Annotated in this window: 14 protein-coding genes; 9 read left to right on the forward strand and 5 right to left on the reverse strand. The window is 57.1% G+C overall.

All coding sequences use genetic code 11. The features are described 5' to 3' along the window. The 3 genes from Q8N00_03360 to Q8N00_03370 all read left to right on the forward strand — a co-directional run bounded on the left by Q8N00_03360 (nt 1) and on the right by Q8N00_03370 (nt 2,827). Entirely contained in the window at nt 1–1,254 is a 1,254-nt protein-coding gene (locus tag Q8N00_03360; GenBank protein MDP2381823.1) for a pitrilysin family protein, read from the forward strand. Between the two features lie 340 nt (nt 1,255–1,594). Then, nucleotides 1,595–2,104: a hypothetical protein gene (locus Q8N00_03365; protein ID MDP2381824.1), complete on the forward strand. Its 510-nt coding sequence runs from the start codon at nt 1,595–1,597 to the stop codon at nt 2,102–2,104. Between the two features lie 51 nt (nt 2,105–2,155). After that, a complete protein-coding gene (locus tag Q8N00_03370; GenBank protein MDP2381825.1) occupies nt 2,156–2,827 on the forward strand; it encodes a hypothetical protein in 672 nt (223 codons plus the stop codon). Between the two features lie 56 nt (nt 2,828–2,883). Here Q8N00_03370 and mutS read toward each other — a convergent pair whose 3' ends face one another. From mutS to Q8N00_03395, 5 genes are all read right to left on the reverse strand, one after another. After that, nucleotides 2,884–5,550, reverse strand: a complete 2,667-nt coding sequence (mutS, locus tag Q8N00_03375; GenBank protein MDP2381826.1) for a DNA mismatch repair protein MutS — start codon at nt 5,548–5,550, stop codon at nt 2,884–2,886. Then, complete coding sequence (locus Q8N00_03380) at nt 5,543–5,887, reverse strand: LapA family protein (GenBank protein MDP2381827.1); 345 nt, start codon at nt 5,885–5,887, stop codon at nt 5,543–5,545. Before Q8N00_03380 ends, mutS begins: the two co-directional genes overlap by 8 nt. Beyond that, nucleotides 5,884–6,486, reverse strand: coding sequence for a tRNA (adenosine(37)-N6)-threonylcarbamoyltransferase complex ATPase subunit type 1 TsaE (tsaE, locus tag Q8N00_03385; protein ID MDP2381828.1), 603 nt, complete (start codon nt 6,484–6,486; stop codon nt 5,884–5,886). The genes Q8N00_03380 and tsaE overlap by 4 nt, the downstream gene beginning before the upstream one ends. Next, the gene (locus tag Q8N00_03390; GenBank protein ID MDP2381829.1) at nt 6,449–8,011 is read right to left on the reverse strand and encodes an NAD(P)H-hydrate dehydratase; all 1,563 of its coding nucleotides are present in this window, start codon (nt 8,009–8,011) and stop codon (nt 6,449–6,451) included. The genes tsaE and Q8N00_03390 overlap by 38 nt, the downstream gene beginning before the upstream one ends. Before the next feature lie 147 nt (nt 8,012–8,158). Next, a complete protein-coding gene (locus Q8N00_03395; GenBank protein MDP2381830.1) occupies nt 8,159–8,872 on the reverse strand; it encodes a pyridoxine 5'-phosphate synthase in 714 nt (237 codons plus the stop codon). A 283-nt stretch (nt 8,873–9,155) separates the two neighbouring features. Between Q8N00_03395 and alaC the strand changes: the two genes are divergently transcribed. From alaC to cimA, 6 genes are read left to right on the forward strand one after another with little or no spacing between them, the layout of a single operon-like run. Beyond that, entirely contained in the window at nt 9,156–10,352 is a 1,197-nt protein-coding gene (alaC, locus tag Q8N00_03400) for an alanine transaminase (protein ID MDP2381831.1), read from the forward strand. Then, entirely contained in the window at nt 10,349–11,662 is a 1,314-nt protein-coding gene (locus Q8N00_03405) for a homoserine dehydrogenase (GenBank protein MDP2381832.1), read from the forward strand. The genes alaC and Q8N00_03405 overlap by 4 nt, the downstream gene beginning before the upstream one ends. Nucleotides 11,663–11,666: 4 nt before the next feature. Then, nucleotides 11,667–12,725: a threonine synthase gene (thrC, locus tag Q8N00_03410; GenBank protein ID MDP2381833.1), complete on the forward strand. Its 1,059-nt coding sequence runs from the start codon at nt 11,667–11,669 to the stop codon at nt 12,723–12,725. 22 nt (nt 12,726–12,747) lie between these two features. Continuing rightward, on the forward strand, nt 12,748–13,989 hold the full coding sequence (gene apgM, locus Q8N00_03415) for a 2,3-bisphosphoglycerate-independent phosphoglycerate mutase (protein MDP2381834.1): 1,242 nt from the start codon (nt 12,748–12,750) through the stop codon (nt 13,987–13,989). 5 nt (nt 13,990–13,994) lie between these two features. Further along, complete coding sequence (locus Q8N00_03420; protein MDP2381835.1) at nt 13,995–15,236, forward strand: aspartate kinase; 1,242 nt, start codon at nt 13,995–13,997, stop codon at nt 15,234–15,236. 56 nt (nt 15,237–15,292) lie between these two features. Beyond that, a complete protein-coding gene (gene cimA, locus Q8N00_03425) occupies nt 15,293–16,945 on the forward strand; it encodes a citramalate synthase (GenBank protein MDP2381836.1) in 1,653 nt (550 codons plus the stop codon). Nucleotides 16,946–17,058: the final 113 nt, after the last annotated feature.

The following is a 17,058-nucleotide window of genomic DNA, read 5'->3' on the forward strand; positions in this document are numbered from 1 at the left end:
TTGTATCGCAAGCTCGTCCTGGACAACGGGGTGCGGGTCGTAACCGAACGGATACCGACGTTAAAGTCGGTGACCGTCGGTGTATGGGTTAACACTGGGTCGCGGGACGAGCAGTCTCCCCAAGCGGGCTATTCCCACTTTATCGAGCACATGCTCTTCAAGGGAACGCGCAAGCGTACCTCCGCCGAGATTTCGCGCGAAATCGACGCACTCGGCGGAGAGATGAATGCCTTCACCTCGCGTGAGACGACGACCTATTACGTGAAGGTGCTGGATCAGCAGCTGCCTCAAGCATTGGAGCTCCTCTCCGATCTGTTTCACCATTCCCGGTTCGTACCCAAAGACATCGAAAAAGAAAAACAGGTCGTCCTGGAAGAAATCCGCATGGTGCAGGATGACCCGGAAGATCTCGTGCAAGAGCTCCACATGGGGCAGGTACTGGGGCGTCACCCACTCGGTCGCTCTATCTTGGGCCGGGAGAAGACGGTCAGAGGGCTGCGACGCCAGGATCTGCTGAGCTATATCGAGACCCACTACGATTCGAGTCAGACCGTGGTGTCGATTGCCGGAAACTTTGCGCAGGGCAAGCTTGATCTCTTGGTCGCGAAGTATTTCGGCAAGGGCCGATCTGCCAAGGCGACTCCTGTCAACGGGCGCCGTCCTCCTGACTTGCGCGGCGGTGTCCTGCTGAAGAAGAAGAAGCTAGAACAAGTCCATCTATGTCTAGGCCTCAAAGGCGTTCCCGCCGGACATCAGGATCGGTATGCCTTATATGCGCTGAACAGTGTGTTAGGGGGCAGTGTGAGTTCGCGATTATTTCAGGAAGTCCGTGAGAAACGAGGTCTTGTCTATTCCGTCTACTCCTACTTGTCCGGCTATTCTGACGGCGGCATGATCACCGTCTATGCGGCGACTAGGCCGAAAGAAGTGGATCGCGTGGTGGATCTTGTCTGCCGTGAAATCAGACGGCTGGGGAGCAAAGGCGTTGTCGGAAAAGAGCTTGAGCGGGCGAAGGTCCAGATGAAGGGCAGCCTCATGTTGAGTCTGGAGAGTTCGCATAGCCGCATGAGTAAATTGGCCAAGGACGAATTGACATACGGAAAGCATACGTCGATGAACGAGATGTTGGCGCGCATTGATCGTGTGAGCGAAGAGCAGATGTTCGACGTGGGCCGTCAATTTTTCAAGGTAGACTCACTCGCCATCACCGGGTTGGGTCCTCTCGCGCCAGGTACGCTTCAGTCGTACAGATGAGAATTTTCTAATAGATGCGAGTTGAGCACTCAAATATGGTAAAAATTTCGAGTGAACTAATTTTCGTAAGCATTTGATTAATAATATTTATTATGACTAAATTCGAAGTTATGCACAGAGCAAACATTTCCTTGACAGTATTTCGTGGTTTCAGTACCATGACGGAACTTTTTGACAACGATTCTCAATCGAGGGACTCAACGCGAGAGACAGCAAAGGAGGTGGCGAAACCCATCGCTCGTGATTGGAGGAGCTCTGAAACTGTTTCTGTTCATTCATCGCACTTAAACTAGTGTCATCGGTTATTTCGGTTGTTATTTTTATGAAGGAGGGACTAGGTATGAAAAGGGTTGCAGTTTTAGCCTCCGTGGCAATGTTGTCCATGTTCGGTATGTTGACGGCTGAATTTGCCGTTGCGGCCGATGCCCCCAAAGTGACTGGCCCAACCGATAACATTGTCGGCGGAAAGCCGATGAAGGGTGAAGTCGCCAAGACCTTGAAGGGTCGTGTCTGGTCGCAATGGGCGGACAATCCAGATGGCGAATTGCTTTTCGGGATTCAATATTGGAACACCGGTGAGCCGGCGTCAGGGACCCCGTCGGGCCGTTCATCTTCCGATCTCGATGTGAAGCCGCCAGATCCATTGTTCTCTTGCTGCGGCTGGGGTTTTGTGGGCGGAACCGATAAGAACAATCCTTATTCCGGTTGGTACCATGCTGCCACGACCGTTCGTCTGGCAGTGAAGGACAAAGCGTTGATGGACCAGATCATCAAGGCCTCTCAGGAGCTCGTCGCCATGGAAGTGAGCCTGGACGGTCGGACGATCACCGGGTTTAAGGTTATTAAGTAATCGACCTCGACAAGCCTTAATTCATTTATGTCCAGCAAGGAGGACGCGATTATGAAGTTTCATGCGAAAGGTTGGGCCATGGTGGCCGTTGTAGCGCTGGGGGTATCCGTCGCCTCCACTGCGTTTGCCATCGAGTCGTTCCAGGAGCGTTTTGAGTGGGGAGATCTGAGCAAGCCGACCACTATCCAGGGTCGCGTTATTGTGCTCGATCCCTACGATGAAGCGGTTTGGATCAATGTGGCCGTATTCGGCGGAAATGCCGAGAGTGGCCTCTTTTGGCAGAAGATTCACCCGGGCAAGAACCTCAAGTTCTACGCCGACAAGGGAGCCTGGGAAGAGTTGAAGAAGATGGGCCGCGTGCATTCCGGGCCCGCTGCAGCTAAAGAAGTGCCGCCCTCCAGCACGACAGACCTGATTGAGTTTGTCGCGACGGAGCCTGAGCAGAACCACCGGGTTATTTCTTCGGTCAAGAAGCTCCCGGAAGTTGCTGGTTCTATGGGGAAGCCGCTCAGTATCTCTGCCCTTCGCTTGAAGGAATGTACAGGAAAGAGCGAAGTTGAAGCAGGCTGCGCCGCAGCGAAGCAGCAGCTCAATACTTCACCGAAATCTCCGGATGGGGCCCTTGTCCCCATGTTGTACGATGTGTTGCTCCCAGGTGGTCAGCCTATTGGAGGCCTGATCCCTTGGACCGCGGAGTATAACAAGGCCGCGGCTGCTCACTAAGCTAAGCGAGTTGTTGTTTGGGAAGGCGGCATCTCCGAAAGGGGATGCCGCCTTTCTTATGTGTCGAGATCGTCTTGGCCTGCAGGGCCGATCCGGCGTTGGATGTCAGCGAGGCGGTTGAGTGCATCGAGCGGCGTCATGGAGAAGAGGTCGATTTGCTTCATTTCCTCGATGATTGGATGGGGTTTGGGCAGTGAGGCCTGTGGTGTCTCTTTCTCCAAGGATACGGGCGTACCCTCAATGGTGGCATCCGGTTGTTCCAGTTGGGCAAGGACTTGTTGCGCCCTGGCGATGACCGCGGGAGGGAGTCCTGCCAGTTTGGCCACGTGAATACCGTAACTGCGGTCTGCGCCGCCCGGTATAATCTTGCGCAAGAAGACCACGTCTCCATCCCGTTCCTGGACCGCGACGCAATAGTTTTTAATCCCTTCCCGTAACCCTTCCAGTTGCGTCATCTCGTGATAATGCGTGGCGAACAAGGTTCTGGCTCCCACGTGCTGGCGGTCTTGAATATATTCCGCGATGGCCCAGGCGATGCTGAGTCCATCGTAGGTGCTGGTTCCCCGACCGATCTCATCCAGGAGAATCAAGCTGCGGGAGGTCGCACTGTTTAAGATATGAGCCGATTCGATCATCTCCACCATGAAGGTGCTCTGGCCCGCTGATAGGTTGTCTGAAGCGCCGACACGCGTGAAAATTCGATCAACCAGTCCGATATGGGCCTCGGTTGCCGGGACGAAACTCCCGATTTGCGCCAGCAAAACAATCAGTGCGACCTGGCGGAGATAGGTGCTTTTTCCCGCCATGTTGGGCCCGGTGAGGATCACCAGCCTGTTGCCCTCACAGTCGAGGGCGGTATCGTTGGGCACGAAGGTGAGATCACTGCTGAGCTGTTCCACGACAGGGTGCCGGCCTTCTCGAATGTGGATCGTGCCGCTCTTATCGACGAGCGGTTTGACGTAGCGATGCAAGGCGGCGGTCTCGGCCAAACCGGCGAGGACGTCGAGTAACGCAACGGTCTGGGCCATCGCTTGAAGGCGAGGCACCTCGTGCGCTAAACAACTGCGGACCTGATCGAACAGTTCCTGCTCGAGCGCCAGCAGTTTACTTTCAGCGCCTGTGACCCGTTCTTCCAACTCTTTCAGTTCCGCTGTCATGAACCGTTCGGCATTCACCAGCGTCTGTTTGCGAATGTAATCAGGCGGGACGCGGGAGAGGTGCGTCTTGGTAATTTCGATGTAGTAGCCGAACACTTGATTGTAGCGAACCTTTAACGAATCGATTCCCGTTCGTTCCCGTTCTTTGGCTTCTAGCGCGGCGATCCAGCCCTTGCCTTCGGTGCTGGCCTTGCGCAGTTCATCGACTCCGGCATGGTATCCCTCCCGAATCACACCGCCGTCACGGAGAGACAGCGGCGCCTCCGGCTTGATGGCCTGCTCAATCGAGTCATGAACATCGCAGCAGTCGTCCCAGGATTCACGGACAGCAGCCAGCAGCGAAGCGGAGAAGGGTTGGAGGTGGGACAGTAATTCTGGCAGGGCGCCCACGGATTGTTTCAGTGCGAGTAGTTCGCGAGGTCCTGCGACGCCGAGCGTCAGGCGGCTACTGAGACGGGCGATATCTTGCACATCGCGGAGTGTGGTCCTGAGCGACACCCGTTGTTGTATCCGGTCTTTCAACTCGCCGACTGCGTCGAGCCTGGCCTGAATAGCGCCTCGATCGAGGAGTGGCCTGACGAGCCAGTCACGCAACAGGCGACTGCCCATCGCCGTCGCGGTACGGTCCAACACCGACAGGACCGTCGACTGGTTCTGCCCCGACCGGGGCTCGCCGAAGCCGAGCGGCCGCACGAGTTCGAGATTGCGAATCGTGGCGCTATCCAGATGCATGGAGTCGCTGCTCCAGCGCGTGTGCAGACGGCGGAGATGTGCGAGCGAGGCGGTCGGCTGGGTCTCACGAACGTATCGCAGGATCGATCCGGCGGCTCCGATCCCGGCGGTCAGGCCGCGGCAGCCGAATCCGTCGAGCGACTGCACCGCAAATTGTGTCTGGAGTAGTTGCGCGGCATCTTTGGGATTGAAGGCATCCGAAGGTTGTGCGCAGAGGCGGGGCCCACGCAGGTGAGTCAGGCAGGTTCCGGCATCTGTCGTGGAATCTTGATGCAGGACTTCACGCGGTTCTAGTCGAGCCAGTTCATCCATGAGCTGGGTTTCCGCCTGCGCCCCCTGGAACTCCGTCATCCAAAACTCGCCCGTGGAGACATCCAGACAGGCCAGCCCAATGATGGATTGTCCCTTGGCAGATGAGCCTATAGCGTCGGAGAAGGCGACCGCGACTAGGAAATGCGATTCGCTGGGAGAAAGGAATTCGGTATCGACCAATGTGCCAGGCGTATAGAGACGAACGACTTCTCGGCGTACGAGACCCTTTGCGAGTTTCGGGTCTTCCACCTGTTCGCAGAGTGCGACGGTTCGTCCGGCCTTAAGGAGCTTCGCGATGTAACCTTGCGCGGCATGGTACGGCACGCCACACAATGGAATGGGGGTGGCGCTTGTTTTGTCGCGAGACGTGAGGGCAATGGAGAGCAGTTTTGAGGCGACCTGCGCATCCTCGTAAAACATTTCGTAAAAGTCGCCGACGCGGAATAACAGAATGGCGTCGGGATACCCGCGTTTGATTTCCCGGTATTGCCGCATTAACGGTGAGGCGTCTGCGTCACTCATCATGTCGGTCTCTCGGTGGTTCGACGATCATTGTCGTTGGAGAGCGGCCGGTGACTTTGTCGAGCGAGAGGCGTAGCCGTTCTAAGTCCACTTCAGCCTCTTGCAGCGCTTTGGTTTTTCGGCGGAGTTCGATTCGGCCTCTCACCCATGGAGGAAAGAGCAGAATGCCGGAGACCAACAGTCCCACCGCAAATCCAGTGAGGATAGGCTTGTAGATCGGCGTTGAGGCTTCAAGCAGACCGAAGAAGTACCGGAGCGTCACTTCCTGTTCCTGATTTTGAAGGAAAAATGCCAGGGAGAGGAGGAGGAGGACCCCGACCAGAATCAGCCTTATCATGACCTCGTTGCCCCCTTCTTGTCCGAGCCTTGGTGCGGTGGTGCCTGATGCGTTTTGCGCGCTCGCGTGAGGACAGCCTCAGACGTCGGACCCGTCGCATGCAACTGAATCGATCGACTCTGCGCGGTTCGATGACTCAGGGTCACCTCAATCCGGTCCTGCGGCAGCAGGTCAAGCCCCTTATCCGCCCATTCGATGGCTGTCACGGTCTGGCCGGATAAATACTCCATCACACCTGTTGATTCAAGCTCGCGGAGCGAGCGGATGCGGTACCAATCCATGTGGGCCAGTGACAGCCGCCCCTGGTATTCGTGAATTACGACGAAGGTCGGGCTGGTCACTGCAGTCGGCGATGCGCCAAGGCCCTGCGCGATTCCGCGAACGAGCGCCGTCTTGCCGGCTCCGAGCGGTCCGTAGAGTGCGATCGTTTCCCCTCCTTGAAGCGTACGTCCGAGCACTTGGCCTAACCAGTCGGTCTGCTGGTGCGAGGAGGAGGTCAGTTTCCACGGCAGGCTCGACGCGGCGCGTCGGCGAGCGGCAGGCTCTGTTGCCTTGGCAGGCTTAGTGACGTTCAATCGTTGTGGTTCGCTGGAGCGCATAGGGAATCTGGGCAATCAGATCACGGGCAAGTATCCCGGCCTGCCCGAGTTGTCGGGCGGCCATGTCGCCGGCTGACCCATGAAAATAGGTGGCGGCACAGGCGGCGTCCCATGCGGGAACCCCTTGTGCCAGTAGGCCGACAATCATGCCGGTCAACACATCGCCGGTTCCAGCCGTGGCCATGCCGGGATTCCCGGTCGGGCAAACGGCGACAAGTCCATCAGGGCGGGCGATGACGGTTCGTGCGCCTTTTAAGACGACGAATACACCGCGCTCTCGGGCGAACCGTCTGGCCGTACCGATGCGGTCTGCGTTGACGCTCTGCGTGGTGGCATCAACGTCGAGCCGAGCCATCTCGCCGGGGTGCGGAGTGAGAATGGGCGGCGTCTGACATTCGGTCAACAACGACACGCGGCCAGTCAACGCGTTGAGCGCATCGGCATCGAGGACGGAGGGCCGATCCAGATATTTCATCAAGGCCTGCACGAGTTCAACGGTCTCAGGATGGGTCGAGAGTCCAGGGCCGATGGCGATTGCCGTACGTGCCTGGATGAAGGCGGCAACACGATCGAGTCCTGAGCGAGCCAATGTCCGTGCTTTCGTTTCCGGGAGCGGCAGGGTCATCGCTTCCAGCAGTTTGGCCTCCAATACGTCGTTGACGCTGCTGGGGGTGGCGACGGTCACCAGGCCGGATCCGATTCTGAGAGCCGCTTGAGCGGCTAAGGCCGCTGCGCCGGTTTTTCCCACGGAGCCTGCAATAATCCCTGCATGGCCAAAGGTCCCTTTATGTGCGGAGAGCCGGCGCTCCGGGAGAGCGTTGAAGGCGCTGTCGCTTGTCAGGAGGGATGTCCGGCTCTCGATAGCCTCCACAAAAGCAGAGGGAATGCCGATATCGACGATACGGATGACGCCAGCCTGGTCGATCCCTGCCCCGACATAGAGCCCGAGTTTTGGGAGGCCTAACGTAATGGTCAACGTGGCGCGGATCGCTTGACCGAGGATGGCGCCGCTGTCGGCATGGAGACCGGACGGGAGATCGATGGCGATGATGGGTTTCCCGGCTCCGTTGATGAGTTCGATGGCTTCACGGTAGGTCCCGGTCACTTCGGAGGACAATCCGGTTCCAAGGAGGGCATCGACGAGGATGTCGCTGGAGGCGAGAAGGGATCGTGTCTGGTCAGTGGAGCGGAAGCGAACAGTTGCGGCTCGTCCTGCAACCCGAACGAGTCGACGATACATGGTTGTGGCATCGCGGCTGAGCTCGGTGATCGGCGTGAGGAGTATCACGTGTACTTTTGCGCGTCGGCGGCGCAGGAGGCGAGCCACAACCAATCCGTCTCCTCCATTGTTCCCTTTTCCGCAGAGGATGGTGATGGTCTTGCCTTGTGCTGGCCCATAATGCTCTTCCAGATGCCTGACAATGCCCTCGCCGGCCCGTTCCATCAAGACAGCACCGGGAATATGCGCCTCGGTGATCGTGCGGCGATCGAGCGACTGCATCTCGGCTCCCGTCACAATCTTCATCTGTGGCCTTGCGTGCGGGATCGATACCGCATGAGGAATCGGGTGGGTGCGGGGAGGAGATACATCGTTTCGCTACGTTGCAATGTCATGACAAGGGCGAATCGTGTGGTCCATGGAGGAGCGAGGGTGATACTGCGGCACGATGGGTTACCCGAGCAACGCTTTCATTTCCCTGACGGCTTGGTCGAGGCCTACCAGCACTGCGCGGGCAATGATGCTGTGACCGATGTTGTATTCGACGATTTCAGGAATGTTCAGCAACCGTGTCACGTTGCGATAGTCCAAGCCATGTCCGGCGTTGACGCCCATGCCCAGCTTGTACGAGAGTTTCGCGGCCTGTGTAATGGCTTCGACTTCGGCATCGGCTTCTTTCGAGCGCTTGGCATTCGCATAACGACCGGTATGGAGCTCGACGAAGTCTGCTGAGACTCGGTGCGCGGCTTTGACCTGAGCCAAATCCGGTTCGATGAAGAGGCTGACGGGAATGCCGCCATCATGGAGCATGGTGACGATCTGTTGGATGCGATCTCTGTGGCTGGCTACATCCAGGCCTCCTTCGGTCGTGAGTTCCTGGCGTTGTTCCGGAACGAGCGTGACCATATCAGGTTTGATGGTCAGGGCAATTTTGGCCATGGTCTCATCGGCAGCCATCTCCAGATCGAGCTTGGTACGGATGAGCTCTCGCAAGAGACGAAGATCGCGATCTTGAATATGCCGCCGATCTTCTCTGAGGTGAACGACAATACCGTCGGCGCCGGCCAATTCCACCAGCACGGAGGCAGTAAGAGGGTCCGGGTCGGTTCCGCCACGGGCTTGCCGCAACGTGGCCACATGGTCGATGTTCACCCCAAGTCGTGGCACGGATCCTCCGTTTGGCGATGTAAAGCAAGAAGAAGTTGAGTTGCGCGATGAGTGCGAACGCGTTCCAGTTGTAACAGAAATAGACTGGGAGGGGCAAGGATTGGGAGGGGAAGTCGGTGCTGTGCTGGTTCTGTCAGTTTGAAGGGTCGGAATGTCGAACCCCACAGAATCACGGGATAATTTGACTCGACGCGCCCCTCGCCATTAGAATAGGTCCCCTGATAGAGCGGCGGGCGGTTTCTGTGCGCCTTCCTGCATACATGAATTGTCGATAAGGGATACGATGGGACTAGGCGACGGATTTTATCGCATCAAACGGCTACCGCCGTATGTGTTTGCCCAGGTGCAGAGCCTCAAGCTCGAGGCGCGCCAACAGGGTGAAGACATTATCGATTTCGGCATGGGCAACCCTGACCAACCGACGCCGAGTCATATCGTCGAGAAGATGATTGAGGCGGCGCGGAAGGGGAAAAACCATCGCTACTCGGCCTCGCGCGGCATCACCAAACTGCGGCAGGCGATCGCGGGGTGGTATAAGCGGAATTACAACGTCGATCTGGATCCTGAGACCGAAACCATTGTAACGATCGGCTCCAAGGAAGGGTTAGCGCATTTGGCCTTGGCGCTGATCGGTCCAGGCGACGTGGTCCTGACGCCGACGCCGAGCTATCCGATTCATATGTACAGTTTTATCATTGCAGGGGGAGAGGTTCGCGGAATCGAGTTGCGCCAGGACAGTGACTTCTTTGACGATTTACAGCGGGTCTACCGCCAGACGTTCCCGCGGCCGAAGATTTTGGTCATCAATTTTCCGCATAACCCCACCACTGCCGTGGTGGATCTTGAGTTTTTTAAGAAAATTGTCGCCTTTGCCAAAGAGCATAACGTCATTGTCATTCATGACCTGGCATATGCGGACCTAGTGTTCGACGGATATAAGGCGCCGAGCTTCTTGCAAGTTCCTGGGGCGAAAGATATCGGCGTCGAGTTCTATACCCTCTCGAAGGCCTACAATATGCCAGGCTGGCGGGTGGGCTTCTGTTGCGGCAATCGTGAGGTTGTTGGCGCTCTGGCCAAGATTAAGAGTTACCTCGACTATGGCATTTTCCAGCCTCTGCAGATTGCCAGCGTCATTGCGCTGAATGGACCACAAGAATGTGTCAAAGAGACGGTCTTGCGCTATCAGAAACGCCGGGATGTGTTGGTCGGCGGCCTGAATCGCATCGGCTGGCAGGTGACGAAGCCCGTGGCCACCATGTTTGTCTGGGCCAGGATTCCGTTGCCCTATCGATCGATGGGCTCGTTGGAGTTCTCCAAGCTTCTGCTCCGCGAGGCGAAAGTGGCGGTGTCTCCCGGGATCGGGTTCGGGGAAGGCGGGGATGAATATGTGCGGTTCGGCCTTGTCGAAAATGAGCATCGCACAAGGCAAGCCGTGCGCGGTATTCGCAAGGCCCTGAAGCTTGGGGGGGCGGAAGAATGATTGCGCGTGTGGGTGTCGGCATCATCGGATTCGGTACGGTTGGGACGGGTGTCGCGAAGATTCTTTTGGAGAATGCCGCCTTGATCAGCCGTCGGGTCGGTGTGCCGATCGAACTCGTTCGAATTGCGGATCTCGATGTCACGCGCGACCGCGGACTGACCCTGCCACCAGGCCTGCTCACGACTGATGCGAAGCAGATTCTCAACGATCCCTCGATCGATATCGTCGTGGAGTTGGTCGGAGGCTGCGACTTTGCCAAACGCATCATTCTGGAATCCATTGCAGCCGGGAAACATGTCGTCACGGCGAATAAGGCCTTGTTGGCGATACATGGGGAAGAAATATTTGCCGCGGCGTCCAGCAAGGGAGTCGACCTGGGGTTCGAAGCGAGCGTGGGAGGGGGGATTCCCGTTATCCAGGCCTTGCGAGAGGGGCTGGCGGCGAACACCATCCAATCCATTTACGGGATCATCAACGGGACGGCCAATTATATTCTCTCGCGTATGACCCATGAAGGTCAGAACTTTGAGGCAGTCCTCGACGAAGCGAAGAAGGCCGGTTATGCCGAAGCGGATCCGACCTTCGATGTGGCCGGTATCGATTCGGCGCATAAGCTGGCGATCCTGGTGGCGCTGGCCTATGGAACACCGGTGAATGTGAAAGAGGTGTACACCGAGGGGATCACGCATATTACGCCGCTCGATATTGCGTACGCCAAAGAGTTCGGCTGTACGATCAAGCTGCTCGGGATTGCCAAGTTGGTGGGCAACGAAGTGGAGGCCCGCGTGCATCCGACGATGCTGCCGTCTTCGTCTCCGATCGCTCAAGTCGAAGGGGTCTACAACGCGATTCAACTCGTCGGCGATGCGGTGGGCGATGTGGTGCTCTATGGCCGTGGTGCGGGGTCGATGCCGACGGGCAGTGCGGTGGTCGGCGATCTCATCGCCATCGCGCGTAATCAGTTGCAAGGAGCGGCTGGGCGAGTGCCACCCGCCTCATTTAAGCAGGATCAGCGGCGTCCGCTTCGTATGCGGCCGATGGAAGAGATCAGCTCGCTCTATTACCTCCGGTTTATGGTCCTGGATCGCCCTGGGGTGTTGTCGCAGATTGCAGGGGAACTGGGCCGGTGCGGCATCAGTATCTCGTCGGTTCTTCAGCAGGGGCGCCGCGAAGGACAGACGGTTCCCGTCGTGATCAAGACCCATACTGCGACAGAGCGCGATGTCCAAACGGCGTTGCGGGCGATCAATCAGATGGCATTTATTTCAGAGCCGACGACGTTGATTCGCGTCGAAGGCAAGGATGAGTGATGCGATGATACGCTGGCGTGGCTTAATCGAAGAATATCGGAAATTTCTTCCCGTGACCGAACGTACTCCCGTGGTGACGCTCGGTGAAGGCAACACGCCGCTTATTCGGGCGACCAGGCTGGCCCAGCAGATCGCTCCCGGCATCGATCTCTATCTCAAAATCGAAGGCGCGAATCCCACAGGATCGTTCAAGGACCGCGGCATGACGATGGCAATCTCAAAGGCCGTTGAGTCCGGTGCCAAGGCGGTGATTTGTGCCTCCACAGGGAATACGTCTGCTTCTGCCGCAGCCTATGGCGCGAGGGCTGGGCTGGCGGTTTATGTATTGATTCCTGCCGGGAAGATTGCGATGGGCAAGCTGTCCCAGGCCATGATGCATCAAGCCACGGTTATTCAAATTGAAGGAAACTTCGATCAGGCCTTGACCATCGTGAAGGAATTATCGGTGAGCCACCACATCGAGCTGGTCAACTCGCTCAACCCCTATCGGATCGAGGGGCAGAAAACTGCCGCGATGGAGGTCTGCGATCAGCTCGGTGATGCTCCGGCCATTCATGTGCTGCCGGTCGGAAATGCCGGCAACATTACCGCCTATTGGAAGGGGTATCAGGAATACCGTGCGGCCAATCAATCCACGAAACTGCCTCGTATGATCGGGTTTCAGGCGTCCGGTGCGGCACCCATCGTGCTGGGCCACATCGTGGAGAATCCGCAGACCGTGGCCACGGCGATCAGGATCGGTAATCCGGCTAGCTGGCAATCAGCGTTGGACGCCGTGAAAGAATCGTCCGGGGCAATCGATTCGGTGACGGACGAAGAAATCCTTCAGGCCTATCGTGCGGTAGCGGCAACGGAAGGCGTCTTCTGTGAGCCGGCATCCGCCGCATCGGTTGCCGGCGTCATCAAGTTGAACAAGCAGGGCGGGCTTCGTGAAGGCGAGATCGTCGTCTGCACGTTGACGGGCCATGGATTGAAAGATGCCGATACGGCGATCAGTGTATCGGTCCAACCGAAAACCGTTAGAGCGACGCGGGAGGATGTCGCTCGTCTTTTAAGGGTGTAGATACAATGCGAGCAGGGCTTCGATGAAATATGTGATTCTCCATGCCGACGGGATGGCAGACCATTCTCGGCAGGAATTGGGCGGACGGACTCCTCTTCAGGTGGCCTCAACTCCTCACCTCGATCGCCTCGCGCAAGCCGGGGAGCTTGGCCTCCTAGCCTCGGCGACTGAGCCTCATCGGCGTGGGAGCGGATTGATGGGGACGGCCATCCTCGGATACGACCCCAAGAAATACTACCAAGGTCCCGGCCCGTTCGAAGCAGCCAGCCTCGGGGTCGCCGTGGGCGAGCAGGATGTAGCCTATCGCTGTACCATGGTCACGTTGCGGGCAGACATGCAGTCCGGGAGCAAGGGTGGCCTCAACGAGATCAAGAAACTGGGGCCGCATGTGGTGATGGACGATGCGACCGCCGGCCTGATTTCGACTGAAGAGGCTCGCGAATTGATCGAGGCGATCAATGAGCAGCTCGGGTCGGAGATGATTCAGTTCTATCCAGGATTAGGTCATCGTCATCTCATGGTGTGGGGCAATGGGAAGTCACGAGCCGTCTGTACGGATCCACAATTATTGGTTGGTCGACCGATTGCCGATGCCTTGCCGACGGGAGAAGGAGCGGATTTTCTCTGGAAGCTCATGGACGCGTCGTTTCAGATTTTGCGCGATCATCCCCTCAACGAAGAACGGAGTGCCGCGGGACAGAAGCCGGCCAATTGCCTCTGGCTCTGGGGCGAAGGCCGTGCCGTGTTCTGGCCAAGCCTTTCTGAACGATTCAAGATGGCTGGTGTCGTGGTTTCTCAGAGCGATGTCCACCGCGGTCTTGGCAGTATGGCCGGGCTTGAGGTGGTAGATGGCTCACGATTGGCCGGTGCAGATCTTCGTACCCAGGCGACGGTTGTCCTGGAGGAACTCGTCAAAAAAGACTTTGCCTACATTCATGTGGAGTTGCCTGACGAGGTGCTCTATGGGTCGGATGTCGCAGCAAAAGTGAAGGCGATTGAAACGGTCGATCGCGAGCTGGTCGGGCCGTTGCTCGAAGGGCTGTCCAAATTAGGCTCTCATCGTATCGTGGCCTTCTGCGATTCCGGTAACGTGCCGCAAGGTCAGGCGGCAGACGGTTCTGGGTTTTTCGCCTATTGTGACAGTACGGTGGCTCCCTCTGGGGGAGCCGGACGGAGATTTATCGAAGCCGATGCTCAGGCTTCGGCTGTGCCGCCTCGTGATGCGACGAAATTCATCGTGCGATTATTCGCAAAAGGATCCTGACGTCCGTGGCGCTGATTGTCCAGAAATATGGAGGGACCTCCGTCGGTACGATCGAGCGGATCCGTTGTGTGGCCGAGCGTGTCGAGCGAGCACATAAGGATGGCCATCGAGTCGTGGTGGTGCTGTCCGCGATGAGCGGCGAAACGGATCGGCTGCTTCGGTTGGCGCATGAGGTGACGGCGGTCCCCGACGATCGCGAACTCGATATGCTGTTGTCGACTGGAGAGCGGGTGACGATTGCCTTATTGGCGATGGCCTTGCGGGCCCGTGGACTCGATGCCCAATCGTTTACAGGCCGTCAAGTCGGGATTATGACCGACAGTGCCCATACGAAAGCACGGATTACCAGGGTGAGCGCCGATCGGATTCGAGAGGCTCTGCTCAACGGGGTTATCCCGGTGGTTGCCGGTTTTCAAGGGATTAACGAGCAGTCGGATGTCACGACGCTGGGGCGCGGAGGCTCCGATCTCACGGCCGTCGCGTTAGCCGCGGCGCTGAAGGCCGATCGATGCATCATCTTTACCGACGTCGACGGTGTCTATACATCGGACCCCAATATCGTGCCGGCGGCTCAACGCATCGACAAGATTTCCTATGAGGAAATGTTGGAAATGGCCAGTCTGGGTGCCAAGGTGCTGCAGAGCCGATCCGTCGAATTTGCCGCAAAGTTCAATGTGCCGGTGGAGGTGAATTCAAGCTTCAAAGAAGGAAAGGGGACGCTCGTGACGCGTGAAGATGAGGACATGGAAGCGGTCGCGGTGTCTGGAGTGACCGGCGATCGGAATCAGGCGAAAATCACGATTGTGGGCGTGCCGGATAAACCTGGTATTGCATCGAAAGTCTTTGGGCCGGTGGCGAAGGCCCATATCAATGTTGATATGATCATCCAGAATATGGGCCAGTCCGGGATGACCGATATTTCCTTCACGATTCCTCGGGTCGATATCAAGAAAGCGTTACCGCTGATTCAGGACGTGGCAAAAGGGATCGATGCCAAATCAGTCGCCGTGACCGAGGCGATCGCGAAGGTCTCGCTGGTCGGCGTCGGTATGCGGTCTCATTCTGGAGTCGCGGCCAAGATGTTCGATGTATTGTCGGGGGAAGGTGTGAATATTCTTATGATCAGCACGTCGGAGATCAAGATCTCCTGTGTCATCGATGAAAAGTATGTGGAGCTCGCCATGCGTTCACTGCATACCGCGTTCGGGTTGGATCAGCCGTTGGCCGTGGACCGGGCCGCGAAGTAACGAATTTCTGATGCTGTGAGTCTCAGTCAGGATTGTCCTGCTCCCGTACCTTTTTTATGGCTCGAAAAACACCTCAGTCACGATCCTCACAAGGCAAGCCAGGCGCTACCTCCTCCTCCGGCCTGTCTTCTCCTGCCGCAAAGCCGGCAGTATTGGAAATCTACGACACCACGTTACGGGACGGAGCTCAGGCCGAGGATGTCAGTTTCTCGGCAGAGGATAAAGTTCGGGTCGCGCAACAGCTCGATGGGCTTGGCGTACAGTACATTGAAGGCGGGTGGCCCGGCGCGAATCCCAAAGACATCGAATTCTTCCGGATGATCAAGACGATCCCGTTGCAGACGGCGACAGTCGTGGCATTCGGGTCGACCAGAAAAGCCAGCAATACGGTGCAGACCGACCCTAATATCAAGGCCTTGCTGGACGCCGAGACCAAGGTCATCACGCTCTTCGGGAAAAGTTGGTCATTACACGTCACCGATGCGCTCGGTATTTCCCTCGCGAAGAACCTTGAAATCATCAACGATTCAGTGGCCCATCTCCGCTCCAAAGGTCGACGGCTGTTCTACGACGCGGAGCATTTTTTCGACGGGTACAAGACGAACCCGGACTATGCGCTAGAGACGATTCGCCAAGCGGTGGCCGCCGGCGCCGAGCGGGTGATTCTTTGCGATACCAATGGCGGGACGATGCCATGGGAGATCAAAGAGATTTGCCAGATCGTTCGGAAGGAATGTGCCGTGCCGTTGGGGATTCACGCGCATAACGATTGTGAAATGGCGGTCGCCAACTCCCTGGTGGCGATCGAAACCGGTGTCCTGCAAGTACAAGGAACGATTAACGGGATTGGCGAACGGTGCGGCAATGCCAATCTCTGTTCGATCATTCCCAATCTTGAACTGAAGATGAAACGGGTGGTGCTGGGAGAGCGGTTGAGCCATCTCAAGCGGGTTTCTGGATTTGTGACTGAAATCGCGAACCTCATGCCCAATACGCATCAGCCGTATGTGGGAGATTCGGCATTTGCCCATAAGGGCGGGATCCATATCCATGCGGTCCTAAAGAATGCCGCCACCTATGAACATGTGATTCCCGGGTTAGTCGGGAACCGCCAGCGAATGCTGGTATCGGATGCGGCTGGCCGGAGTGGGTTGCTCGAGAAAGTCGAGGCCTATGGGATCAAATTGGACAAGAGCCACGCCAAGTTGCAGGAATTGATCGATGTGCTGAAGGAGCGTGAAAGTCAAGGCTACCAGTTTGAGGCGGCAGAAGGTTCCTTCGAGTTGCTGATGCGAAAAGCGATGGGGACTCACAAGCCGCCGTTTCAGCTCCTGGGCTTTCGGGTGATTATCGAAAAAAAACAAGATCATGGCGCCTCGTCGTCAGAAGCTACAGTGATGGTGAAGGTCGGCGACGTGGTGGAACAAGCGTCAGCGAGTGAGGAAGGGCCGGTCAATGCGCTCGATCATGCGTTGCGGAAAGCGTTGGAAAAATTCTATCCCCAGCTTCGAGAAGTCAAACTGCTCGACTATAAAGTGCGCGTGTTGTCGGCGAATCGTGGGACGGAGTCCAAGGTCAGGGTATTGATCGAATCCGGCGATCATAAGGATAAATGGGGCACCGTCGGTGTATCCGAGAACATCATGGAAGCAAGCTGGCAAGCGCTGGCTGACAGCATTGAGTACAAGTTGCTGCTCAAAGACTCATGAATACCGGTGTGTTTTGCATATTTGTCCTTGACAGCACCCCTAACCTCACGTAACTTATAGCGAAACTGAACATTTTGCGAGTCGGGCTGAGCGCCGACCGTTTGAGAGGCTTG

The sequence above is a fragment of the Nitrospirota bacterium genome, assembly GCA_030684575.1.
Classification (GTDB): domain Bacteria; phylum Nitrospirota; class Nitrospiria; order Nitrospirales; family Nitrospiraceae; genus Palsa-1315.